This window comes from Planctomycetota bacterium, assembly GCA_038746835.1.
Lineage (GTDB): Bacteria > Planctomycetota > Phycisphaerae > Tepidisphaerales > Tepidisphaeraceae > JBCDKH01.
On sequence record JBCDKH010000038.1, the window covers coordinates 1 to 22,819 of the forward strand.

Genomic DNA, 22,819 nt, shown 5'->3' on the forward strand with positions numbered 1-22,819 from the left:
GGCGGGTCGGTGCCGTGGCGGACGATGGTCCGGCGGCACGGCCCTGGTTGGCGAACACACGTGCGGCATCGCCGCGGGAGTCGGTTTTGGCTAAAGGGATTCGCGTCAGTGCACTAGCGAAAGAGCTGGGTCTCAAGAGTAAGGATGTTCTCGAAAAGCTCCGCCAAGAGGGGCTTGGCGATCAGGCACCCAACCACCAGAGCACCATCGGCGTAGGTCTGGCCGCGACTGTGCGCGACTGGGCCGAGAAAGGTCTGATCGTCAGCACGACGACCACCAAGACCAAGAAGGCCCCGGCCAAGAAGGCCGCAAAGAAAACCGCCAAGAAGACGACCAAAAAAGCTGCTCCGAAGAAGAAGGCGGCCGAGACGATCGACGCCCCAGCCGAGACGCCCGAAGCGCCGCCAGCTGAAGCCGCCCCACCTCCTCCGCCTCCACCACCGCCCGCGCCGCCCAGGCCGCCGGTTCAGGCAGCGCCCCAGGCACCGGCGATCCAGGGCCCAGACACGAGCCTCGGCCGACGCGACCCCAAGACCGGCCGGATCATCCCGCCGCCGCAACCGCCTACGCCCGTCCGTTCCGCAGTCGAGGCGCCGAAGGCTCCGACGCGTCCCGTCGGAACGCCCCTGCCCAAGGACGCACCGCAACCCGCCCCGCCGACCGGTGCCGGCCGAGGCGGTGTCCGACCTCCGGCCGCGCCCGCAGGCACGCCTGTCAATCCGGCGACCGGTCTGCCCGAGCAGGAGATGCGGCCGACGATCACGCTGGCCGACAAGCAGAAGGAGCTTCAGGATCGCATCAAGGCCGAGCGCGAGGCCAAGCGTCAGGCCGAAGGCCCGGTCAAGGCCGCGCCGCAGCTGTCGACGCTGAAGAAGGCCGAGGTCTCAGGACCGAAGGTCGTTCGCGTCGAAGCGCCCGATCACGTCCCCACGCCGCGTCGTCGTGGCGAGGGCGGCCCGAACCGTCCCGGTGGTCCGGGTCGGATCCCTCAGGGTCCGCTGGCAAAGGGTGGCGGCGGCGTCAAACTTCGTGAGCCGGCACCGGGCCAGCAACAAGGCGGCGGAGCCGGCGATCGTGGCGGCAGCCTGTCCGGTCGACGCCGCACCGACGGCCGACGCGGCGAAGCGCTCGAAAAGCTCCGCGAGTTCACCGACGCCGACATCATCGCCCGTCGCGACGCCCTCAACGCCGCCAAGGCCAACCGCAGCCTGCTCGACCGGCAGATGCAGCGGACCGCCCGTCGCGGCCAGGGCTTCCGCGCTCCGACTCCGTCGCAGCGGGAAGGCCCGGTCATCGTCAAGGAGCCGATCACCGTCAAGAGCCTTTCGAACGATCTTGGCGTCCGGTCAAACGCCCTGCTCCGCACGCTCTTCGTCAAGCACGGTGCGCGTGGCGTGAACATCAATTCGCCGCTCGACGTCGAGCAGGCCGAAGCGCTGGCGATGGAGTTCGGCGTTGAGGTCGAGGTCGAGCGTGAGCCCACGGCCGAAGAGAAGCTGGCCGAGCGGTTCGCCGAAGTCGAAGCCAAGCTCGACGACGGCGACATCTCCGCTCGCCCGCCGGTCGTCACGATTCTCGGCCACGTTGACCACGGCAAGACGTCGCTGCTGGACAAGATCCGCAACACCAACGTCGTCGCCGGCGAATCCGGTGGCATCACGCAGCACGTGGCCGCGTTCGACGTCACCGTCGAGCGTGAGGGCGAGCAGAAGCCGATCACGTTCATCGACACGCCGGGCCACCAGGCGTTCACCGCGATGCGTGCCCGCGGTGCGCAGGTGACGGACATCGTCGTCCTCGTGGTCGATGCCGCTCAGGGCATCCAGCCGCAGACGACCGAGTCAATCAACCACGCCAAGGCCGCCGGCGTGCCGCTGGTCGTGGCGATGAACAAGATCGATCGCCCCGACGCCAACCCCGACAAGGTGCTCGGCGAACTCGCCGCCGCCGACCTCAATCCGGCCGAATGGGGCGGCGACACCGAAGTCGTCCGCACGTCGGCCATGACGGGCGAAGGTATTGAGGATCTGCTCGAAATCCTCGACATCCAGGCGGAAATTCTCGAACTCAAAGCCGCCCCGCAGACGCCGGCGCGAGGGCGCGTCATCGAGGCGCGCCAGGCGCAGGGCCTGGGTCCGGTGGCGACCGTCCTTGTGCAGCAAGGCACGCTGAAGGTCGGCGACGTCATCCTCGCCGGCGTCGGCTGGGGCCGGGTGCGAGCGTTGCAGCTGGCCAACGGAACGAGCGTCAAGGAGGCCGGGCCGTCGATGCCGGTGCTGGTCTCGGGCTTCAACGAGGTCCCGTCGGCCGGCGATGCGTTCTTCATCATGAGCGACCTCGACGAAGCCGTCGCCGTCGCCGAAGAGCGTCGCACGGCCCAGCGACAAGATGAGCTGGCGCTCAAGAACAAGGTCAGCCTCGACAACCTGTTCGACACCGTCGCCGAAGGGCAGATCAGCACGATCAACCTCATCCTCAAGGGCGACGTCAAGGGCTCGGTCGAGACCCTCGTCGCCACCGTCGGCCAGCACAACAACCAGGAAGTGCAGGTCAAGACGATCCACTCCGCTGTCGGCGCCGTCAACGAAAGCGATGTCGAACTCGCCGACGCCTCCGAGGCCGTCATCATCGGCTTCCACGTCGGCATCGACGAGGGTGCGCGTCACCTGGCCGAGCAGCGTGGCGTGGAGATTCGCACGTACAGCGTGATCTACGAGATCTACGACGACATCAAGCTCGCCCTGTCGGGTCTGCTTGAGCCGGAGATCCAGGAGAGCTACCGCGGCACGGCCGAGATTCGCCAGACCTTCCGCTCGAGTCGCCTGGGCACGATCGCGGGCTGCTACGTCACCGACGGCACCATCGGCCGCGACGCCCTGGTCCGCCTGCTCCGCGACGGCCGGGTCGTCCAGGAAGGCCTCAAGATCGAAAGCCTCCGCCGCATCAAGGACGACGTCCGCGAGGTCAAACAAGGCCTCGAGTGCGGTCTCAACCTCCAGAACTACGACGACGTGAAAGACGGCGACAAGCTGGAGTTCTACGTGCGTGAAGAGGTCGCCCGGTCGCTGTAGACCGTGACGACCGCTGGGTCGTGTAGAATGAGGCCATGGGCGATGTGGCTACAGCGCCGTTGACGGCTGACGCCGAGGTGATTCCGCCTTTAAACGACGGCGATCGCCTCGATCGCGAGGAGTTCCATCGCCGGTACGAGGCGATGGGTCCCGGCGTTCGTGCGGAGTTGATCGAGGGCATCGTCTACCTCTATGACAACGACGAGATGGCCTCCCCTGTCAGCCTGAACGCCCACGCCTCGCCACACTTCCTCGTGAGTGGGTGGCTCATGCACTACGTAGCTCGCACGCCGGGCCTCATCGCTGGAATCGACGGGTCGGTCCTGCTCGATGGAATCAATGAGCCCCAGCCGGATGTCCTGCTGGGGATCCCGACTTCGGCAGGCGGTCAGACAGAGGTCGTGACTCGAAGCGGCAAAGAGTACGTGGCCGGCGGGCCGGAGCTGGTCGTGGAGGTGTCGGCATCGACGGCTCGGGTCGACCTGAACGCCAAGCTTCGGGCCTACGCCCGCAACGGCGTTCGGGAGTATCTCGTCGTCCTCGCCGATCGCAAGCCGGCCGAGGTTCGGTGGTTCACCCTCGATCCGGTTGGCGAGCCGACACCGATCGAATTGAAGGAAGACGCGCTGGAAAGCCGTGTTTTCCCGGGCTTACGCCTCGATCCGACGGCCTTGATCGCCGGGGATGCTGCAAGATTGCTCGTTGAACTCGACGAGGGACTCAGCGCTCAGCCGCATGCCGACTTCGCCGGGCGGGTGCGATTGACAAAGTCGAGCTGATCAAAGCTCGTCGAGCGATCGCACCTGTCCGCGTCGGCGTGTGGTATACTTTCGACAGCGATGCGTTCTCGGCTGCTCACACTCTTGCTCGTCACGGCGGTGTTGCCGCTGGTGGTGGGTGGTGTGGGGTTGCGGAGCCTTTGCCAGTCGCTGTGCACGATTGATGATCGTCACACGCCGGTTGCTGGGTCGTGCTGCACGCCGGAGCCGGCGGAGCGGGATTCTGGTGAGCCGTGTGATGGCGAGTGTCTGATCGAGGCGATCGATCTGTCGGCGGTGTCTGCGGACAAGACGGAACGTCTCGATCCGCCGCCGTTGGTGGCGGTTGTGATGGCCGACGTATTGGCCAAGCCAGTTGCCGCGGCAGGGTTCGTCGCTGCTCCGGGACCAGCCCCGCCGCCGCCGAACTTGTTGTCGCTTTCGTGTCGGTTGGATTGTTGATTCGGGCCGCTCGTCACGCCGTTCCACGGCGACGACCTGCTCGTTTCCTGCTCATCCGACTTCAAACGAAAGTGACTGATGAACCTGATTTTCATTCTGATGATGCTTGCTGGCTTCGCCGGCGAGCGTGATGCTGCCGACGCGAACGCCGCTGCCTGCGGCGGCGACGCCGCCACCTGCCAGGCATGCTGCGGCAATGACTGCGTGTCCTGCTGTGGCACCACCGTCGACTCCTGCTGCGACACGCCAAAGCCGCAGGCAACGGTTTTGGCCGCGTCGAGCTGCTGCTCGAAGTAGCTTCACGCAACCTCCAACGAAAACCGCCCGCCACGATCATCGTGGCGGGCGGTGTTGTGTCTAGGCCAGGGCTGAGCGATGAAAGATCGTCACGCCATGCCGCCGAGCTTCATCTCGTGGAGGCCCTTACCGGCCGGGACCATCGGGTAGACGTGCTCTTCGGGGTCGACGAAGAAGTCGGCGACGACGGGCCCGGGGTGGTTGAGCATCTCTTCGACCTTCTTCGGCACGTCGGCCTTGTCACGGCACTTGACGCCCTTCACGCCGTAGCTCTCGGCCATTGCGGCGAAGTCGGGGTTCTTCATCTTCGTCTGGCTGTACCGCTTCTCGTAGAAGAGGTCCTGCCACTGCTTGACCATGCCCTGGAAGTCGTTGTTCAGGATCATGATCTTGGCCGGGATGTTGTACTCGGCCAGCGTCGCCAGCTCGTAGCAGGTCATGAGGTACGAGGCGTCGCCGTCGATGTCGACGACCACCTTGTCCTTCGCACCGAGTTGTGCACCCAGCGCCGACGGCAGCCCGTAGCCCATCGTGCCGAGACCGCCGGAGGTGACCATCTGCCTCGGGAAGCGCCAGCGGTAGTGCTGGGCCGCCCACATCTGGTGCTGGCCGACGCCGGTGGTGATGATCGCCTCGCCGTTGGTCTGTTTATGCAGTTCTTCGATAACGTACTGCGGCTTGGAGTGTTCGGAGTCGTCGCGGAAGGCGAAGGGGTGCTTCTGCTTCCAGCGGTCGATCTTGGCAAACCACTCGCCGCGATCGCGGAACTCGAGCCGGTCTTCGAGTGCGGCCAGCGAGGCCTTGGCGTCGCCGATGACCGAGACGTCGACGTCGACGTTCTTGCCGATGCTCGACGGGTCGATATCGACGTGGATGATCTTGGCCTTGGGGGCGAAGCTCGCGAGGTTGCCGGTGACGCGATCGTCGAAACGGGCACCGACGGCGATGAGGACGTCGCTGTCCTGGACGGCGTAGTTGGCGAACGCGCTGCCGTGCATGCCGAGCATGTAGAGCGACTTGGGGTCGTGCTCATCGAACGCGCCCATGCCGAGCAGCGTGGTCGTGCAGGGGATGTTGCCCTTGTCGCTGCAGCGGCGAAGCTCCTGCCAGGCGTCGGCGATGATCGCCCCGCCGCCGACGTAGAGGACGGGTCGCTCGGCCTTGTTGATCAGTTCGGCCGCCTCGTCGAGGCTCTTTTCGTCACCGCCGGCCGCGCCGAAGAACTGGCGTGCCAGGATGTGGTTGCGCGGCGTGTCGTCGACCTCTTCGGTGAGCGTCGCCGTCGTGACGTCCTTGGGCAGGTCGATCAGCACCGGTCCCGGCCGGCCGCTGGTGGCGACGGTGAAGGCCTCGTTGACGACGCGCGGCAGCTCGCGGACGTCCTTGACGAGGTAGTTCCACTTGGTGCAAGGCCTCGTGATGCCGGTGACGTCGGCCTCCTGGAAGGCATCGTTGCCGATGACGGCGGTGGCGACCTGGCCGGAGAAAACGATGATCGGCACCGAGTCCATCTGGGCGGTGGCGAGCGGCGTGACGGTGTTGGTCGCACCCGGGCCGGAGGTCACGATGCAGACGCCCGGCTTGCCGGTGACGCGGGCGTAGCCGTCGGCGGCGTGGCCGGAGGCCTGCTCGTGCCGGTTGAGGATGAAGTTGGCCGGCGAGTCGTAGAGGGCGTCGAAGACGGGCAGGATCGCTCCGCCCGGGTAGCCGAACATGGTGTCGACCTCGTGTTGCTCGGTGAGCATGTCGCAGAGGATCTGGGCGCCGGTTCGGCCCTTGTAGGCCGGGCGAGCTTTTTCAGCGGGACGGACGGGTGCGGCGGTGGAGGCGTGCATGGCCTTGGGTGTATCGGGCGGAGCGGGAAGCGGGCGAAAGATCGTGCGGAAGAGGTGCGGCCTGCCGGGATTCGGCGGGTCGGAGGGTTGAGCCGGCGGCTGGCGGGTCGGATGACCCCGTCGCCGGCTAGGCGACGATGACAACAAGGACGACGACCGCAATCAGCGGGCGGAGCAACGGAATGATCAGCTCGCGCGGACGTGCCACTGTCGAGAGGGTGGCGTGGCTATCGGACGGTGTCAACCACCGACTTGCATTTTTTCACGTGAAGGCTGGCGAAACCTCTACCGCCGGCCGCGGAGTGGGGACTTGCCGACGCCGCGGCGTCGGCGGCGTGGGGGTTCGGGCTTGGCGGGTTCGGGGTTGGCTTCAAGCTGGCCGTTGCGCTCGGCGTCGGCGGCGAGGACCTCTTCCTCGCTTGCACGCTGGACGTCGCGCGATTGCCCGGCGAAACCCTCGATCTCGCCACGCGGGATCTCCATGTTGATGAGCATCTCGATCCGCGTCAGTTCCTGGCCCTGGTCAGGCGTGACGAACGTGTAGGCCTTGCCCTCGTTGCCCATGCGTGCGGTTCGGCCGATGCGGTGGACGTAAGCCTCGGCGTCTTCGGGCACGTCGTAGTTGATGATGTGCGACACGCCCCGGACGTCGATGCCGCGGCTGGCGAGGTCGGTGGCGACGAGCACGTCGAACTTCTTGTCGCGGAAGCCCTTCATGACCTTCTCGCGCTTGCTCTGGTTGAGGTTGCCGTGGATCTCGCGGACGTCGATGCCGGCGGCGGTGAGCTTCTTGGTCAGCTTCTCGGCCCCGCGCTTGGTGCGGGTGAAGACGATCGCCAGCTCGGGCTCCTCTTGCTTCAGCAACGCCAGGATCAGGTCGCCCTTGTCGTAGCCGCTGACGGGAACGTGGTACTGCTCGACCAGCTCCACCGTCGGCGACTCATCAGCACCGGTCGCGACGAGCTTCTTGACGTCGTCGTTCCGCATGAACGATCGAGCGAGCTTCTCGATCTCCTTCGAGATCGTCGCGCTGACGAACATGGTCTGCAGCTCGTCGTCGGGCAGCTCGGGCACACCCTCCTCGTCGCCGGCGTCGGCGTAGTCCTGGTGGATCTTGACGCCGTAGACCTCCTTGACGCGGTTCCGGATGTCCAGGCCGTCGTTGATGCTCTTGAGGATCTTGCGGATGTCGTCGCGAAATCCGATGTCGAGCATCCGGTCGACCTCGTCGAGGACGACGAACCGCATGTTGCAGAAGTCGAGCACGCGCCGCTCGATGAGGTCCATGACGCGCCCGGGCGTCCCGACGATGATCTCGGGCGAGTGCTTGAGATCGCGCATCTGCTTGGCGATGCGATCGCCGCCGTAGACGCAGGCGACGCGGATCTTCGTGTGCTTGGCGAGCATCGTGAGCTCGGCCTCGATCTGGACGGCCAGCTCGCGCGTCGGGGCGAGGATGATCGCCTGCGTCGCGTAGCCGTGGACGGCCTCGCAGAGGATCGGAATGCCGAAGGCAGCGGTTTTGCCGGTGCCGGTGCGTGCCTGGCCCAGGATGTCGTGCCCGTCGAGCGCCGGGCCGATCATGAGGCTCTGGATTTCGCTCGGCTCTTCGAAACCAGCGTCGGCCAGGCCGCGGAGGACGTCGAGGTCGACGTCGAGTTTCTTGAAGGCTTCGGGGAGAGGCGGGTGCTTGGCCTTGGCGGTCATGTGCGGACGATCTGGTGACGACGAACCCGGTACGAGCCGGTGCCGAACAGCGTAGCCGCACGGCGTGGAGCGCGTTGAAGGTCCGTCCAAACTCCTTCTGCTCAACAACTATGCCGTCGCCGTCGCCGGGGCGTTCTGGCCGAGACGGTCGATCAGCGCCTTCAGGTGCTGCACCTTTGTCCCGCAGCAGCCGCCGACGATGTTCACGCCAACCTCTCTCACGAATCGTTCGACGCCGGCGGCAAAGTCGTGGGGTTGGAGCGGGAACTGGCTTTGCCCGTTCACCATGATGGGAAGGCCGGCGTTGGGGACGACGCTGACCGGGCCTGGCCAGTGAGCGGCAATCGTGCGGACGGCCTCGCTGAGTTCCTGCGGGCCGTAGGCACAGTTGAGCCCGAGCACGTCGATCTCGCCGCTGTCGTAAAAGGGCACAAACGTGGCGACGAACGTCTCGGGGTCCGGCCCGGTGAGCATGTTGGCCCCGTTGTTGAGGTCGAAGCTGGCCTGGACCATCACGGGGACCTTGCGGCCGGTGTCGTCGAAAGCACGCCTGGCCGCAGCGATGAAGACTTTGATCTGCAAGAGGTCCTGCGCGGTTTCGCTAAGCAGCACGTCTGCCCCACCGTCGAGAACGCCTTTGACGTTGTCGTAGTAGCTGGCCTCCATGGTGTCCCAGTCGACATTGCCAAACGAAGCGATCTTCGTGCCCGGGCCAACGCTGGCGATGGCGTACCGGGGGGAATCGGGCGTCTCGTAAGCGTCACAGGCACTGCGTGCGATCTCGGCTGCTCGACGGCTCACCTCGTAGGCCCGGTCTTCCATCTCCGCCTCGGCCATGACGATCCGGTTCCCACCGAAGCTGTTGGCCTGGACGGCATCGCAGCCGATTTCGAGAAACGACTTGTGGATCGACTCGATGACGTCGGGCCGAGAGAGATTGAGCACCTCGCTCATGTTCTCCTGGCCCATCCAGTCCTTGTCGAGATCGAGCTCGATTTCCTGCAACGCACTGCCCATGGCGCCGTCGAGGACGACGACGCGTTCGTTGACGAGATTGAGGAAAGGCTTGCGATCGCTCACGCTGCAATATAGCAAACGCGGAGCTGCAATTCGCAAATCCGCCGGACGTCCATAGCGTGCCGGCCTGTGGATGCGATCCTCCAGGTCGAGCAACTCGTACCGCTGTGGCTGCGATTCGCCGCCGGTTTTGTGGTGCTGATCGGCGGAGCGGAGTTCCTGGTTCGCGGTGCATCACGACTGGCGGCGGGCTTCGGAATCAAGCCGCTGGTCATCGGACTCACCGTCGTGTCGTTCGGCACCAGTGCCCCGGAACTGGCTGTGAGCGTCGGCAGCAGCCTGACGGGCAACAGCGACGTCGCCGTCGGCAACATCGTCGGCAGCAACGTCATGAACATCCTGCTCGTCCTCGGCCTTGCGGCTTTGGTGGCACCGCTGGTGGTGCGCGATCAACTCGTCCGGCTCGATGTGCCGCTGCTAATCGTCGTCAGCTTCCTCGTTTGGATCATGGCGGCGGACGGAATCGTCAGCCACGTCGAAGGCTTCATCCTGTTCGGCGGGCTGATCGCCTACCTGCTGGTCGTCTTTCAGACCGTTCGAAAAGGTGGCAAAGCCGCCGCGGTGCCGACGGATGATGACGTGGTCGATGCCAAACCCGTCTGGTGGCGCGACGTCGGGCTGGTGTTTGCGGGACTGGTCGGGCTGACGATCGGCGCTCGGTGGCTGGTCGACGGTGCCGTCGCAGCGGCCGAGGCGATGAACGTGAGCCAACTGGTCATCGGCCTGACCATCGTCGCGATCGGGACGAGCCTGCCGGAGATTGCCACGAGCGTCCTGGCAAGCATCCGAGGCGAACGCGACCTGGCCGTGGGCAATGTGGTCGGGAGCAACCTGTTCAACCTGCTGTGCGTCCTCGGCCTGACCGCCGCCCTGCCGCCCGAGGGCGTGCCGGTCTCGACGGCGGCGATCAACTTCGACCTGCCGGTGATGTGCGCGGTCGCGGTGCTTTGCTTCCCGATCTTCTTCACCAAGGGCCGAATCAGCCGAGGCGAAGGCCTGCTCATGCTCGGCTACTTCGCGGCGTACATGGCTTACTTGCTGCTCGACGCGACGGGCCACGAGGCCGTCACGCCGCTGAGCTGGGTGATGCTGGCGTTCGTGGTTCCGCTGACGGTGATCGGCCTGACCGGCGCGGCAGTCCTGTCGTTCCGCGAACGCCTTCAGCGTCGAGAACGCCTGATGGAGCTGCGTGAAGCGCGAGCGGGCTCGGCGTCGTAAGCTTCGCCATGCTGCCCACCTTCGAGAGCGAATTCCAGCAGTGGTTCTGGGCCGTCGTGCTGGCTCTGTTCGCGTTGCTGATGCTCTTCGTCGGTTACAAGGTCGGGCGGTGGCTGGGCGTGGGCAGCCAGAAGAAGACGATGCAGCGGAAGGAAGAAGAACTCTTCAGCGCCCAGCGTGGGTTCAAGCAGGTGTACGACCAGGAGCTCGACGCGCTCAAGGTGGAGAACACGCAGCTGAAGGAAGACAAAGAGAGCCTCATGTCGCGTGTCGAGGAGTACCGACGCAAGGCCGCCGGCTACGGCGGGCTTTTCAACTCTGGCGGCAAGCAGGCGGACGCGATGTACGCCCTGCTCCTGGAGAACGAGGCCCTGGAAGAAGCCCTGTTCACGCAGAACGACAAGCTGCGTCAAGAGCGCACCGACGCCGTGAAGGAACAGCTCCGCGCTGCCAGCTATCGGCGTGTGCTGATGAGCCAGCTGATGGAAGAGGGCAAGATCACCGACACCGCCCGCCAGATCGTCGGCGACAGCAACGAACCCAGCCGCCAACTCCCCGGCGGCGGCGACGGCCAAGACCGCCACGGCTAGGCCGGCTTCGTCCCCACATAGATCACCGCGACACCGAAGGTCACGGGCGTCTGTTTGACGTCGACGAAGCCAGCATCTTCCAGCTCCTGCTGCATGACATGCCGCGGCTTGAACGTCTCGACGCTGCTGGCGAGATAGCGGTACGCCCCGGTCTTGTCGCGAGCGACGAGGCTGGCGAGGCGTGTGAGGACGTGGTTGAAGTAGAAGTCGTAGCCGGTGCGGATGAGCCGGTTGGTCGGCTTGCTGAACTCCAACACGACGACCCGTCCGCCAGGCCGAAGCACGCGGAAGAACTCGTCGTAGGCCGTGCGCGAGTCACCGACGTTGCGGATGCCGAAGGCAATCGAGACGACGTCGGCTGAGGCGTCCGACATGGGAAGCCGTTGCGCGTCGCCACTCGCATAGACCGCTCCGCTGGCGGTCTTCTTCACGGCCGGCGGCAGCATCTCGTGTGTGTAGTCCACGCCGATGACTGGTGCCGGCTTCCCAAGGCGAGCGACCGCGTCGGCATAGAGGATCGTCAGATCGCCGGTCCCACAGGCGACATCCACGACGCGATCGTCTCCCTTGAGCTGCGACAGCTTCACCGCTTTGCGTCGCCACGACTGGTCGATGCCGAGCGACCAGAGTCGGTTGTTGAGGTCGTAGCTGGGCGCGATCGCTGCAAACATGTCGCGGACGCGCCTCTGCTTGTCGGCTTCCTTGTGCGGATCGCGTAGCCGCTCGCGATCCCAGATCTCGCCGTCAACCTTCTGCACGCGACGACGCTAGAGGGTCGGCATTCGACAACCATCAAACCTGGTGGCATCCGAGTCGTCCCCTACCCTGCTGTGTGACGACCGCTCAGCCGCTGCGTGGTGTTGATGCGCTGGGGGCGTTCGCGGCCGACATCAAGCTGTCGCACAGCATCTTCGCGATGCCCTTCGCCCTCCTTGCGGCAACTTTGGCGGCGAAAGAGGCGCAGTTCGGTGAGACCTGGGGCGTTGGCACGTTCGTTCTTGTGGTCGTCTGCATGATTGCCGCTCGGACCGTCGCGATGGGCGCCAACCGCCTGCTCGACGCGGAGATTGACGCGAAAAACCCCCGGACCAGCAGACGTTCGATCCCGGCCGGGCGACTGACCAAGCGGTATGTCGCGACGACCGTTGTGGGTTGGGCGATCGCATTCGAGGTCGCCTGCGTCGGGTTCGGCCTGATCTACGGCAACTGGCTTCCGGCGATGCTCGGGCCGGTGGTGCTGGCGGTGCTGGCGGCTTATCCGTTGCTCAAGCGGTTCACGAGTCTGTGCCACTACTACCTCGGCCTGTGCCTCGCGCTGGCTCCGCCGTGTGCGTGGATTGCGGTGGCCGGCACGATCGCGATCGAGCCTGTCCTGATGGGCCTGGCCGTGCTCTGCTGGACGGCCGGCTTCGACGTCATCTACGCGACGGCTGACGTGGAGACGGACGTGCGTGACGGCGTTCACTCCGTGCCGTCGAAGCTCGGCATCGCCAAGGCGCTGTGGGTCAGTCGCGCAACGCACGTCGTGGCGATGGCGTTCCTCGTTGCGCTGGGCGTCGCGTCGCCATTGCTGGGCGTGGTCTGGTACGCGGCTGTGGCGATTGTGGGCGGGTTGTTCGTTGTCGAACACCGGCTGGTCCGGGCGGATGACCTGTCGAAGGTCGGGCTGGCGTTCTTCACGGTCAACGGCGTGATCGCGGTGCTGCTCGGATCTGCGGGCATCATCGACGCGGTCCTGGCGTAACTGTCGCACTGTCCGGACACAATGGCGCCTGCGTTTTTCGCAAACGACTGTTTGCAAACAGTCGTTTGCGGCATACGGTGCCAACGATGCCCCATGGCGCGCGGCACTGCTTCCCACACCGACGGCGACGTCCGGCAACGCCTGCTCGAGGCGGCCGGGGAGGAGTTTGCGCGTCACGGCTTCGAGAATGCCAGCGTCCGAGCGATGTGCGACCGCGCCGAGGCGAACGTGTCGGCGGTCAAGTATCACTTCGGCTCGAAGGAAGAGCTCTACTCCTCCGTCTGGCGTGCGGCCGTGGAGCGGACGACGAACTACCGCAGCATTCCGACCTACGACCCGCAGACGCAAACGCCCGAGGAGGCGCTTGGCGAGTTCATCGCGTGGTTCGTCGATTTGATGCTCTATCGCGACGTGCGCTTCACGCCGTCACTCGGCCACCTGCTGAGTCACGAGATGATCAGTCCGACGCCGGGCGGAATCGACCTGTTCATGGAAAAGTGTGCCGGCCCGATGCACGGCAGCCTTCGCCAGATGGTCCGGGCGATGATTGGACAAGAGGTGCCCGAGGCGACGATGCGACGACTCTGCAATCACGTCGTGGCTCTGTGCGTGCATCCTCACCAAAGCCGCGAGATTCAGAATCGCGTCGGCGTTCCCGTACCCAAGAGCAAGCCCGCACTCAAGAAGCTCGCCGACGACATAACAACATTTGCCACGGCGGGAATCAAAGCGTTTGCCGCGCCGTAGCAGGACTGTGTTCGCTTCACGATGGTCGACTCGTTCCTCGGAATGAGCGCTTTTCCATGATGTCATGACAACCAAAGACACGACCAACAAAGCACCTTCATCTGCAAAGCGGTGGCTTGGCCGTGTCGCGGTGGTGATCGTGTGTGCTGCGATTCTGTCCGGAGCCGTCGTCTTGCGAGCGTCGACGATTGACGGGCAAGAGAACGCCGTCGGCGCGCGTGCTGCACCGCCTCTGTTAGTGACGGTCATGACGGCCGAGCGGTCTGACGGTTACGACGAGACGCGACGCTTCGTCGGGCTCGTCGAGGCACGTCGCACGACGATGGCGTCGTTCGAGCGGCAGGGCATGGTCATCGAAGCCGCGCCCGACGCGGGCGAGGTCGTCACGCAGGGCCAGCTGCTCGCACGGCTCGACACGGCCCGCCTCGACGCGACCAAGGTCGAGGCCGAAGCACGGCTGCGGCAGGCCAAGGCGGACGTGCGACTGGCGGAGGAGACGTTCCGCCGCACGACCGAGGCTCGCGAGCTCGACGCCGTCGCCGAACAGGCGCTTGACGACGCACGCCGTCAGCTCGACTCCGCCAACGCAGCCGTCGAGGTCGCCGAGGCGGCGCTCGCGGGCATCGACGTCGACCTTGCCAAGTCGAAGCTTTTGGCACCATTTGACGCAATCGTGGTCGACCGCACGGTGGACGAAGGGGCCGTCGTCTCGCCCGGGCAGGTTGCGTTCGAGTTGGTGGATCGCGAGTCGCCCGAAGCTCGCATCGGTCTGGCCGGTCCCGCTGTCACCTCGGTTGAGGCTGGGCAACGCACCGAAGTCGTCATCCGCGGACAGCGCGTTCCCGCGACGGTCCGAGCGGTGCTCCCGACCGTCGGCGACCGTGCTCGAACGGTCGAGGCGATCCTCGTTCTCGATCGGCCGCTCGACGGCATTCGCGTCGGGGACCGGGCGACGTTGGAAGTGACCGACTTCATCGAAGCCAGCGGGTTCTCGCTGCCGCTGGGCGCGTTGACCGAAGGCACGCGCGGCCTGTGGGCGTGCTACGTCGCCGTCCCAACCGACGGCCTCAAAGACGGAGCGACGCATCAGCTCGAACGCCGCGAACTGCAGCTCCTCCGCACCAGCGGCGATCGAGTCTTCGTCCGCGGCACGCTCGGTGCCGGTGAGCTCGTTGCGACCGAGGGCATCCACAAGCTGACGCCCGGCCTGCCGGTCCGAGTCGCGGAGGCTCAGCCATGAGTGGTCCGACAGCTTCGGAGACGGGCGGCTTCGCGACGCTGTTTTTCCGGAACAAATACCTGCTGTGGCTGACCATCTCGGTGCTGCTCGTCACGGGTCTGCTGGCGACGTTGTCGCTGCCCGTGATGGAGGACCCGATCATCGTCCGCCGCAATCCGCTGGTGGTCACGGCCGTGCCGGGTTCGAGCGCGGAGCGTGTCGAGTCGCTCGTGACCGAAAAGATCGAGGAGGAACTCCGCGAAATCCCGGAGATCAAGACGGTCACGTCGACCAGCCGGACCGGAGTGAGCATCGTGGGCATCGAACTCGAAGACGCCGTCGTCGCGGGAGAGAACGAGCGGCTGTTCAGTCGCATTCGCGATCAGCTCGAATCCGCACGTCGCGACTTCCCGCCAGAGGCCGGGCCGCCGGTGTTGGAGGATCAGCGTGGCGCGACCGCGTACACGATGATCGTCAGCCTGACCTGGCAGGCTGAGTCGGAGCCCGACCGCGGCATCCTGACCCGTCACGCAGAGGCCCTTTCCGACCGGCTTCGCAACGTCGGCGGGACGAGCGTGGTCGACGTCTTCGGTGCCGTGGAAGAGGAGATCGTCGTGGAGGTCGACGAGGACGAGCTGGCCATGCTCGGGCTCGACACGCGGGCGGTCGCGCGGGCGACGGCCCAGGCGGACGCGAAGGTGGCGGCAGGTGTGTTTCGCGATGCCGACGACGCTCTGCCGATTGAAGTGACCGGCGCGCTCGACTCGCGTCAACGCGTGGCCGACGTGCCGCTGGTTGAGAACGGCGACGGCAACGTGCTCCGCGTCGGCGATGTCGCGATCGTGTCGAAGGGCACTCGCGACCCGCCTGAGCAGATCGCGATGACCGACGGCGAACGGGCCGTCCTTGTCGCCGCCCGCATGGGTCGCGGAAGCCGAGTCACCGCGTGGACCGAGCAGGCACGGCAGGTCGTCGACGCCTACGGACAAACCCTGGGCGGCGGTGTCGGGCTCGACGTCTCGTTCGACCAGTCGACCTACACCGAGACACGCCTGCTCGAACTCGTCGGCAACCTGCTGCTGGGCTGCGGCGTGGTCGTGATGGTCATCTTCATGTTCATGGGATGGCGATCCGCGATCATCGTCGGCGCGACGCTGCCGCTGGTGTCGGGCTCGGTGCTCTTTTCGCTGCTCGTCATCGGCGGTGAGCTGCACCAGATGAGCGTCTTCGGGATGATCATCGCGCTGGGCCTGCTCATCGACAACGCCATCGTCGTGACCGACGAGGTCAACCAGCACCTCGCCGCCGGTGAGACGCGCATCGATGCGGTACGCCGAGTCGTGCGGACATACTTCGGCCCGCTCGCGGCGAGCACACTGACGACGGTGCTCGCTTTCGCCCCGATCGCACTGCTGCCCGGCAGCGGCGGCGACTTCGTCGGCGGCATCGCGATCAGCGTGATTCTGGCCATCATCGGGTCGTTCTTCGTCGCGATGACCGTCATCGTCAGCCTCGCCGGCCTCTACGCCGCCGGGCCGCTCGATCATCGGCCGAGCCTTGTTCGACGCTGGCTCCGCAACGGGCTGCAAAGCGACGCTGTCACCAGGCAGTACCGACGCCTGCTCGGCCTCGTCGTGGCGTTCCCGCTCATGGCGATCCTGTTCACACTGACCCTGCCGGCGGCAGGCATGGTGGTCGGGTCGTCTCTCAGCCGATCCTTCTTCCCGCCGACGAGTCGCGACATGTTCGACCTGAAGCTCTGGCTTCCCGAGTCGGCGTCGATCGAAGAGACGCAGCGCGTCGCCGAGCTTGTCGAAGATGCCGCACGCGACATCGACGGCATCGAACGACTCGACTGGCTCGTCGGGGCCAGCTATCCGAGCGTCTACTACAACCTCATCATGAACCAGGACAACAGCGCGAACTACGCGCAGGCTGTTGTCCACACCACGGACTCGCGAACGACCGATCGCGTCGTTCGGCCGCTGCAGGACAAGCTCGACGCCGAGTTCCCGGGAGCCCGCATCGTCGTCAAAAAGTTCGGCCAGGGCCCACCCGTTGCGGCCGACATCGAGTACCGCATCTTCGGCGATGATCTCGACACGCTGCAGGACCTCGGCGAGCAGCTTCGCCTGCGATTGCAGCGTCATCCCGACGTCGTCCACGCGTCGATGAGCGTTGCCCGAGGTACGCCCAAGCTCTGGATCGAGGCTGACGAAGACGAGGCGCGACTCGCAGGTCTCGACACTACCGACGTCGCACGACAGCTCGCCGCCAACCTCATCGGCGTCACCGGCGGCAGTGTGCTCGAAGGGACCGAGGAACTGCCCGTCCGCGTCCGTCACGCCGGCGACGGCAGAACGTCGGCCGAAGCCGTCGCCTCGACCCAGCTCGCCACGCCGGGTGGCGGATACGTCCCACTCTCAGCCATCGGCGAACTGACGCTCCGCCCGACCGAGGCTGGCATCAGCCGGTACGACGGTCTGCGCATCAACACGATCGAGGCCTTCACGCGCGAGGGCTCCCCAGCACAAGAGTTGCAGAAGTCGATCCTCGAAGAGGCGGAGAACAGCGGCTTCGTCCTTCCGCCCGGCTACACGATCGGTTTCGGCGGCGAGGCCGAGCAGTCGGGTGATTCGCAGGGCAACCTCGCCTCGTTCGCTCCGGCAATCGTGCTGATCCTGGTCGCGACGCTCATCCTGACATTCCGCAGCCTCCGAATGGCGGGCATGCTGTTCGTCATTGCCGGCTCGTGTGTCGGGTTCGCCCTCCTGTCGACTTGGTCGATCTCGCTGCCGATCGGTTTCAACATGATTCTCGGCACGCTCGGCCTGATCGGCGTCGCACTCAACGACTCGATCGTCGTCATCAGTTCGATCCGCAACAACCCCGATGCCCGCGCAGGCGATCGCGAGGCGCTCATCAAAGAAGTCATCGGCTGCACGCGTCACGTTCTGTCGACCACCTTCACCACGCTCGGCGGCTTTGCCCCGCTGCTGCTGTTGGCCGAGGGTGACTTCTGGCCGAGCCTGGCGATCGTGCTCTTCGGCGGGATTCTGGGGGCGATGCTCCTGGCCTTGTTCTTCATCCCGGCGGCTTACGTGGTCTTTCATCCGCGCAAGTTCGGCCTGATCGGAACCGGGCCGAGCGAAAGCGACGACGTACCCGCCGTTCCCGCACCGGCTTTCACACCCGCGCCCGCATGAACCAGCGACTCTTCTTCGCGATTCCGCTGCTGGTCGTCGGCTGTGCCGTCGGACCCGACTATGAACGGCCGACCGACGACGACCTTGGCATGCAGGCCACGTTCGCTTCGACGCGTCCGACCACGCGTCCGGTGTTTGTCGTCGACGAGACGACCCGCTGGTGGACGACGTTCGACGACGCGTTGCTGGAACGCCTTGTCGAAGAGGCGCTCGCGGACAACCTCGACCTCACTGCGGCCGAGGCACGCGTCCGCGAGGCGCGGCTGCTCCGTCGATCGGCCCAGTCGGGCTTCTTTCCGACCATTAACGGCGCTGCCAGCTACACGCGCACCCGCTCTTCGGAAAACGCCGGCATCGGCCAGGCTGCGAACAACATTCCCGGCATCGAGCTGGAGGAGAACCTCTACTCCGTCGGCGTCGACGCAGCTTGGGAGCTCGACGTCTTCGGGCAGGTCCGTCGGCAGGTCGAGGCCGCCGAGGCTCGGACCGAGGCGACGGTCGAAGCCGCGCGTGACCTGTCGCTGATCGTCGCCGCGGAAGTCGCCCGGAACTACGCCGACCTCCGTGCTGCCCAGGGCCGACTCGGCGTGCAGCGTCGCAACATCGAGCTCCAGGCGGCGACGCTCGACCTCGTGAACCGCAAGCGTCAAGCGGGGCTCGTGCCGGAGGTCGACGTCGCCCGCGCTCGCACGCAGCTCGAGACCACCAAGGCCGCCCTGCCACCGCTGCGTGCCGCCGAACAGTCGGCGGCGTTTCGCCTTTCCGTCCTCACAGGCCAATCGCCTTCGGCACTGCTCGACGAATTGACGGTCGACCAGGCGCTGCCGACGCTGCCGCCGGTTCCCGACGCTGGCGTTCCAGCGGACCTGATCCGACGCCGGCCCGACCTTCGTCAAGCCGAGCGCAACCTCGCCGCGTCCGTCGCCGACGTCGGCGTCGCGACGGCCGAGCTCTATCCGAAGTTCCGCATTTCGGGTCTGTTCGCGCTCGAGAGCGTCGACAGCGACAACCTCTTCGAGGCCGCCAGCCGCACCTGGTCGATCGGTCCGGGCGTCAGCGTGCCGCTCTTCAACGCCGGCCGGCTGCGGGCCCTGCGCGAGGTCGAGCAAGCCCAGGTCGACGCGGCCGTGGCAAGCTACAACCAGGCCGTCTTCGTCGCGATCGAAGAGGTCGAGCGTGGCCTCGTCCGCCGACGCGAAAGCCACGCTGAGGCCGAGCAGCTCGATCGAGCACTGACCGAAGCCGAGCGGAGCGTTGAGCTGTCGCGCGTCCTCTACGACCGCGGCCTTCGCGACTTTCAGGTGGTCCTCGACGCGCAGCAAGCGCTGGTCGACATTGAAGACCGCCTCACTGCCGCCAGGGCGACCGCGTTGGCCGACGCCGTGACGCTCTATCAGGCGCTCGCCGGTGGTTGGGCAGCGACGGAAGCCGGCGCGCCGTAACGCGCTTCCACCGCATCGGCGGCTTCGTTGCGATCCGTATCGCGCAGCCGTTGCACGTATGCATCCACGCCGCCCCGCGGTTGATTGCTGCTGCCGTCGATCTTGCAGTGGAACGGCCCGCCCTGACTCAGCACGGTGTAGAGCGGATCGACGACGTCGCTGCAGTCGCGGACCACGCTGGCCATCGCTTCGTCGTGCCAGTTCAACAGTCGCCACGTCGCTTCGCGTAGCAGCTCGGGATGCTGATCGGCGACGTCGTGCTGCTCGTGCGGGTCGTCGGTGAGGTTGAAGAGCGTGTGCTTGTCGAACGGATGCAACCCGTCGTGGTAGGTCCGCATGTAGAGCCACGACTTGCCGTCGGCCTCGAAGCGGACGGAGCGCTGACAGACGTGAGCACACTGCGACAGCACCAGCTCGTCGCGACCGCCCGGCCGATCGGTCTTGAGCGTGTCGGCGAAGCTCTTGCCGTCCCATACCGCCGGCGTCATGGCTGCGGCTTCCTGGCCGAGCAGCTCCAGGCACGTCGTCGGCCAGTCGAGGTGGTAGTGCAGCGACGCGAATTCGCGACCGCCCTCGATGCCCGGCCACTTCAGGATGAACGGCAGCCGACACGTCGCGTGGTCGGCCGTGCCGTGTTCGCCGTAGATCCCGAGTTGTCCTTGGTTTTCGCCGTGATCGGCGCTGACGAGGATGATCGTGTCGTCGTAGACGCCCGCGTCCTTGAGTCGCTGGATCAGCCGTCCGACGGCGTCATCGACGTAGCGGATGGCGGTGTCGTAGCCGTTGATCCAGCGTGTGAGGGACGCGCGGTCGGTGATGCGTGACGGCACGCGCGGGTAGCGATCGGTCGGGTGATCGCCGTACATGCCGAGGTCCGACGCACTGTGCGGCCCGCCACGTTGAAGGTGTCGCTGGATGACATCGTCGGTGAACCAGTCGGCGATCGGCTCGTTCGCGAACGGATCGCCGTAGTCCATCGGCACGCGGTACGGTGTGTGGATGTCCCAGAAGTTCAGGTGCAAGTACCAGTCGTCACGCTCGACGTTGCGATCCAGCCAGCTCTGCAGCACCGGCTCGACGGTCTCGACGGGCTCTTGCCCACCCTCGCCGGTGTTATGGATTTCGTTGAAGCCGGCGTAGTAGTGGTGGGCCGCGTGTCGCTGTCCGAAGGGCGAGATCATCGCCGTGTGCATGCCGAGCTTCTGGAGCTGGCGTGGGAAGCTGTCTTCTTCGTACGTCGAGCGAAAGCCACGCCCCGGCCCTTCGCGTTTCGGGTCGGCCGCAGTGTCGCCGTGACCGACGACGCCGGTGTGGATGCCGAATCTGCCGGTGTAGAGCGCCGTCCGCGACGGCAGGCACGGCGCGTCAGAGCAGTACACGTTGTCGAACCGCACGCCATCCTTCGCAAGCTGATCGATGTTGGGCGACGTGTCGCGGTGGTATCCGTAACAGCCGAGATGCGACGGGTTCAGGGCGTCGAGGTCGAGGTAGACAATCCGCGGCATACCGGCACGGTAACGGTCCGATCAGCGATCCGACAGCCGCGTCGTAACGTGCGGGATGGCCCTGGATGTCGCACTCAAAGAGTGGCAGTCCGTCTGCCGACTTCTGGCCCAGGGCAGGCAGTCCGTGCTGCTTCGCAAAGGCGGCATCCAGGAAGGCCCGGGCGGCTTTGCCATCAAGCACAATGCCTTCGCCCTGCTTCCGACGCGGCTCCACCAGGACGCATCGATGCTCCGCCCCGAGTTCCACGACGCCCTCGAACCCGGCGACGACGAGCCGGCCCGATTCGACGTCACCCACGGTTGCCGTGTAAGCGACATCCATGTCGTGCCGAGCCGCGACACACTCGATCGCCTGTCGCCCTTCCACCCGTGGGGCGCGTCGTACCTCGACCTCCGCTGGAACTACCGCCCCGAGCGACCGCTGTATCTGGTGGTGGTCCGCACGTTCGCTCTGTCTGAGGCGCTGGTCGTGACGAACACGTACGAGGTCGCAGGTTGCCGGAGCTGGGTGCCGATTGCGGATGACGTGGCGCGGACGACCTTCGGCGAGCCCGTCCTTGCTGAGGCCGCGCACACAGCGATTCAAAGTGCAATCGTCGGAATGCTGGAGACCTGAACGGCCCGATTCCGGCATCGGCAGTTCCGGCATCGGCGTCAAAGAGATCGGCGCGTTCGGCCGCAGCCAAGATGTCGTAGCCACGTCTGGTGGAAGTGCGATCCGAGTGGGTGTCGACATCGTCGTCAACCCAGACTTCTCGACCGACAACGACGCCTTCGCGACGCGAGCAACTTCGGCTACGACCTGACGCGCTTTCTAATGGCTGACGACACGCCGACGGGCGGGGCGACCTGGCCGCCTTCGGGTGAGACTCGGTGCGTGTGACGGTCGCTTCGGCGATGGCTCGGTGCTAACTTGCCCGCATGAAGGTCCTCGTCGCAGGCGGAGCGGGTTACATCGGGTCGCACACGGTCAAAGCCCTCAAACCGGCCGGGCACGAGCCGGTCATCTACGACAACGGCGACCGCGGTCACAAGATCGTCGGCGACATCCTCAAGGTGCCGTGCGTCTGGGGCGAGCTGGACGATGCCGAGCTGCTCACCAAGACGCTCCGCGAGCACGGCATCGAGCTGGTCATGCACTTCGCGGCCTACGCATACGTCGGCGAGAGCGTGCACGAGCCGCTGATGTACTACCACAACAACGTCGCCACGACCGTCAACGTGCTCCAGTGCATGAAGGCCGCTGGCGTGAAGAAGTTCGTCTTCTCTTCCACGTGTGCCACCTACGGCGATCCGGACACCGTGCCGATCACCGAGAGCGAACCGCAGACGCCGGTTAGCCCGTACGGCGAGAGCAAGCTGATGGTCGAGTACGTCCTGCGTGACCTCGCCGCGAGCGATCCCGAGTTCAAGTACGCCGCCCTTCGCTACTTCAACGCCTGCGGCTGCGATCCGGAAGGTGAGCTCGGCGAAGACCACGATCCCGAGACGCACCTCATCCCGGTCATCTTCGAGGCCCTGCTCGGCAAGCGGCCGGCGCTGACGGTCTTCGGCACCGACTACCCGACACCCGACGGCACTTGCGTCCGTGACTACATCCACGTCGCCGACCTTGCTGACGCCCACATCAAAGCGGCAGCAGCGCTTGACGAGCATCGCGAAATCAAGGCCAACCTCGGCACCGGTCGCGGCTTCAGCGTCAAAGAAATCATCAAGGCCGCCGAAGCGGTGACGGGCAAGGAAGTCCCGGTCGAATACGGCGATCGCCGCGCCGGCGACGCGATCGCCCTCTACGCCGACCCGTCGTACGCCAAACAGCTCTTCGGCTGGGAGGCCCAGTACAAGGACCCGGCCCAGATCATCAAGACCGCCTGGGCCTGGCACGAGAAGCACCCCGACGGTTACGGCGACTGATCATTCAGGTGGCGATCTCGATCGCGA

The 22,819-nt window shown here is 65.8% G+C and carries 18 protein-coding genes; 13 read left to right on the forward strand and 5 right to left on the reverse strand.

From position 1 onward, the window contains the following. Positions 1–86 precede the first annotated feature (86 nt). The 4 genes from infB to AAGI46_05900 all read left to right on the forward strand — a co-directional run bounded on the left by infB (position 87) and on the right by AAGI46_05900 (position 4,588). Positions 87–3,071: a translation initiation factor IF-2 gene (infB, locus tag AAGI46_05885; GenBank protein MEM1011735.1), complete on the forward strand. Its 2,985-nt coding sequence runs from the start codon at positions 87–89 to the stop codon at positions 3,069–3,071. Positions 3,072–3,106: 35 nt separating this feature from the next. Beyond that, entirely contained in the window at positions 3,107–3,850 is a 744-nt protein-coding gene (locus AAGI46_05890) for a Uma2 family endonuclease (protein MEM1011736.1), read from the forward strand. Positions 3,851–3,910: 60 nt separating this feature from the next. Further along, positions 3,911–4,291: a hypothetical protein gene (locus AAGI46_05895; protein MEM1011737.1), complete on the forward strand. Its 381-nt coding sequence runs from the start codon at positions 3,911–3,913 to the stop codon at positions 4,289–4,291. Positions 4,292–4,369: 78 nt separating this feature from the next. Beyond that, positions 4,370–4,588: a hypothetical protein gene (locus AAGI46_05900; GenBank protein ID MEM1011738.1), complete on the forward strand. Its 219-nt coding sequence runs from the start codon at positions 4,370–4,372 to the stop codon at positions 4,586–4,588. Positions 4,589–4,677: 89 nt separating this feature from the next. On the opposite strand, the gene ilvB is transcribed toward AAGI46_05900, so the two are convergent. From ilvB to AAGI46_05915, 3 genes are all read right to left on the reverse strand, one after another. Further along, entirely contained in the window at positions 4,678–6,423 is a 1,746-nt protein-coding gene (gene ilvB, locus AAGI46_05905) for a biosynthetic-type acetolactate synthase large subunit (GenBank protein MEM1011739.1), read from the reverse strand. A gap of 285 nt (positions 6,424–6,708) precedes the next feature. Then, on the reverse strand, positions 6,709–8,130 hold the full coding sequence (locus AAGI46_05910) for a DEAD/DEAH box helicase (protein ID MEM1011740.1): 1,422 nt from the start codon (positions 8,128–8,130) through the stop codon (positions 6,709–6,711). A 108-nt stretch (positions 8,131–8,238) separates the two neighbouring features. Then, positions 8,239–9,210, reverse strand: coding sequence for a homocysteine S-methyltransferase family protein (locus AAGI46_05915; protein ID MEM1011741.1), 972 nt, complete (start codon positions 9,208–9,210; stop codon positions 8,239–8,241). Positions 9,211–9,276: 66 nt separating this feature from the next. On the opposite strand from AAGI46_05915, the gene AAGI46_05920 reads away from it, so the two are divergent. Together AAGI46_05920 and AAGI46_05925 are read left to right on the forward strand one after the other, a co-directional pair. Then, a complete protein-coding gene (locus tag AAGI46_05920) occupies positions 9,277–10,425 on the forward strand; it encodes a calcium/sodium antiporter (GenBank protein ID MEM1011742.1) in 1,149 nt (382 codons plus the stop codon). A gap of 8 nt (positions 10,426–10,433) precedes the next feature. Next, on the forward strand, positions 10,434–11,015 hold the full coding sequence (locus AAGI46_05925; GenBank protein ID MEM1011743.1) for a hypothetical protein: 582 nt from the start codon (positions 10,434–10,436) through the stop codon (positions 11,013–11,015). Here the strand turns inward: AAGI46_05925 and ubiE are convergent. Next, positions 11,012–11,773 (reverse strand): bifunctional demethylmenaquinone methyltransferase/2-methoxy-6-polyprenyl-1,4-benzoquinol methylase UbiE, encoded by a 762-nt coding sequence (gene ubiE / locus AAGI46_05930; GenBank protein ID MEM1011744.1) that lies wholly within the window; start codon positions 11,771–11,773, stop codon positions 11,012–11,014. The genes AAGI46_05925 and ubiE overlap by 4 nt on opposite strands. A gap of 74 nt (positions 11,774–11,847) precedes the next feature. Between ubiE and AAGI46_05935 the strand changes: the two genes are divergently transcribed. The 5 genes from AAGI46_05935 to AAGI46_05955 all read left to right on the forward strand — a co-directional run bounded on the left by AAGI46_05935 (position 11,848) and on the right by AAGI46_05955 (position 19,373). Further along, on the forward strand, positions 11,848–12,759 hold the full coding sequence (locus AAGI46_05935) for a UbiA-like polyprenyltransferase (protein MEM1011745.1): 912 nt from the start codon (positions 11,848–11,850) through the stop codon (positions 12,757–12,759). A 93-nt stretch (positions 12,760–12,852) separates the two neighbouring features. Beyond that, positions 12,853–13,506 carry a CerR family C-terminal domain-containing protein gene (locus AAGI46_05940; protein MEM1011746.1) on the forward strand — a complete coding sequence of 218 codons (654 nt, stop codon included), beginning with the start codon at positions 12,853–12,855 and terminating at the stop codon, positions 13,504–13,506. 64 nt (positions 13,507–13,570) lie between these two features. Further along, a complete protein-coding gene (locus tag AAGI46_05945; GenBank protein ID MEM1011747.1) occupies positions 13,571–14,746 on the forward strand; it encodes an efflux RND transporter periplasmic adaptor subunit in 1,176 nt (391 codons plus the stop codon). Next, on the forward strand, positions 14,743–17,931 hold the full coding sequence (locus tag AAGI46_05950) for an efflux RND transporter permease subunit (GenBank protein ID MEM1011748.1): 3,189 nt from the start codon (positions 14,743–14,745) through the stop codon (positions 17,929–17,931). Before AAGI46_05945 ends, AAGI46_05950 begins: the two co-directional genes overlap by 4 nt. Then, positions 17,928–19,373: an efflux transporter outer membrane subunit gene (locus AAGI46_05955; GenBank protein MEM1011749.1), complete on the forward strand. Its 1,446-nt coding sequence runs from the start codon at positions 17,928–17,930 to the stop codon at positions 19,371–19,373. The genes AAGI46_05950 and AAGI46_05955 overlap by 4 nt, the downstream gene beginning before the upstream one ends. On the opposite strand, the gene AAGI46_05960 is transcribed toward AAGI46_05955, so the two are convergent. Next, a complete protein-coding gene (locus AAGI46_05960) occupies positions 19,325–20,878 on the reverse strand; it encodes a sulfatase (protein ID MEM1011750.1) in 1,554 nt (517 codons plus the stop codon). The genes AAGI46_05955 and AAGI46_05960 overlap by 49 nt on opposite strands. Before the next feature lie 55 nt (positions 20,879–20,933). Between AAGI46_05960 and AAGI46_05965 the strand changes: the two genes are divergently transcribed. Together AAGI46_05965 and galE are read left to right on the forward strand one after the other, a co-directional pair. Further along, on the forward strand, positions 20,934–21,494 hold the full coding sequence (locus tag AAGI46_05965; GenBank protein ID MEM1011751.1) for a DUF1802 family protein: 561 nt from the start codon (positions 20,934–20,936) through the stop codon (positions 21,492–21,494). A gap of 305 nt (positions 21,495–21,799) precedes the next feature. Continuing rightward, a complete protein-coding gene (gene galE, locus AAGI46_05970) occupies positions 21,800–22,792 on the forward strand; it encodes a UDP-glucose 4-epimerase GalE (GenBank protein MEM1011752.1) in 993 nt (330 codons plus the stop codon). The last annotated feature ends 27 nt before the right edge of the window (positions 22,793–22,819 follow it).

What these genes read in the sequence shown, in the direction of transcription:
- AAGI46_05890 (MEM1011736.1), top strand. Translation starts at nt 3,107, where the DNA reads ATGGGCGATGTGGCTACAGCGCCGTTGACGGCTGACGCCGAGGTGATT.
- AAGI46_05895 (MEM1011737.1), top strand. Translation starts at nt 3,911, where the DNA reads ATGCGTTCTCGGCTGCTCACACTCTTGCTCGTCACGGCGGTGTTGCCG.
- AAGI46_05900 (MEM1011738.1), top strand. Translation starts at nt 4,370, where the DNA reads ATGAACCTGATTTTCATTCTGATGATGCTTGCTGGCTTCGCCGGCGAG.
- ilvB (MEM1011739.1), bottom strand. Translation starts at nt 6,423, where the DNA reads ATGCACGCCTCCACCGCCGCACCCGTCCGTCCCGCTGAAAAAGCTCGC.
- AAGI46_05910 (MEM1011740.1), bottom strand. Translation starts at nt 8,130, where the DNA reads ATGACCGCCAAGGCCAAGCACCCGCCTCTCCCCGAAGCCTTCAAGAAA.
- AAGI46_05925 (MEM1011743.1), top strand. Translation starts at nt 10,434, where the DNA reads ATGCTGCCCACCTTCGAGAGCGAATTCCAGCAGTGGTTCTGGGCCGTC.
- AAGI46_05940 (MEM1011746.1), top strand. Translation starts at nt 12,853, where the DNA reads ATGGCGCGCGGCACTGCTTCCCACACCGACGGCGACGTCCGGCAACGC.
- AAGI46_05945 (MEM1011747.1), top strand. Translation starts at nt 13,571, where the DNA reads ATGACAACCAAAGACACGACCAACAAAGCACCTTCATCTGCAAAGCGG.
- AAGI46_05950 (MEM1011748.1), top strand. Translation starts at nt 14,743, where the DNA reads ATGAGTGGTCCGACAGCTTCGGAGACGGGCGGCTTCGCGACGCTGTTT.
- AAGI46_05955 (MEM1011749.1), top strand. Translation starts at nt 17,928, where the DNA reads ATGAACCAGCGACTCTTCTTCGCGATTCCGCTGCTGGTCGTCGGCTGT.
- AAGI46_05960 (MEM1011750.1), bottom strand. Translation starts at nt 20,878, where the DNA reads ATGCCGCGGATTGTCTACCTCGACCTCGACGCCCTGAACCCGTCGCAT.
- AAGI46_05965 (MEM1011751.1), top strand. Translation starts at nt 20,934, where the DNA reads ATGGCCCTGGATGTCGCACTCAAAGAGTGGCAGTCCGTCTGCCGACTT.
- galE (MEM1011752.1), top strand. Translation starts at nt 21,800, where the DNA reads ATGAAGGTCCTCGTCGCAGGCGGAGCGGGTTACATCGGGTCGCACACG.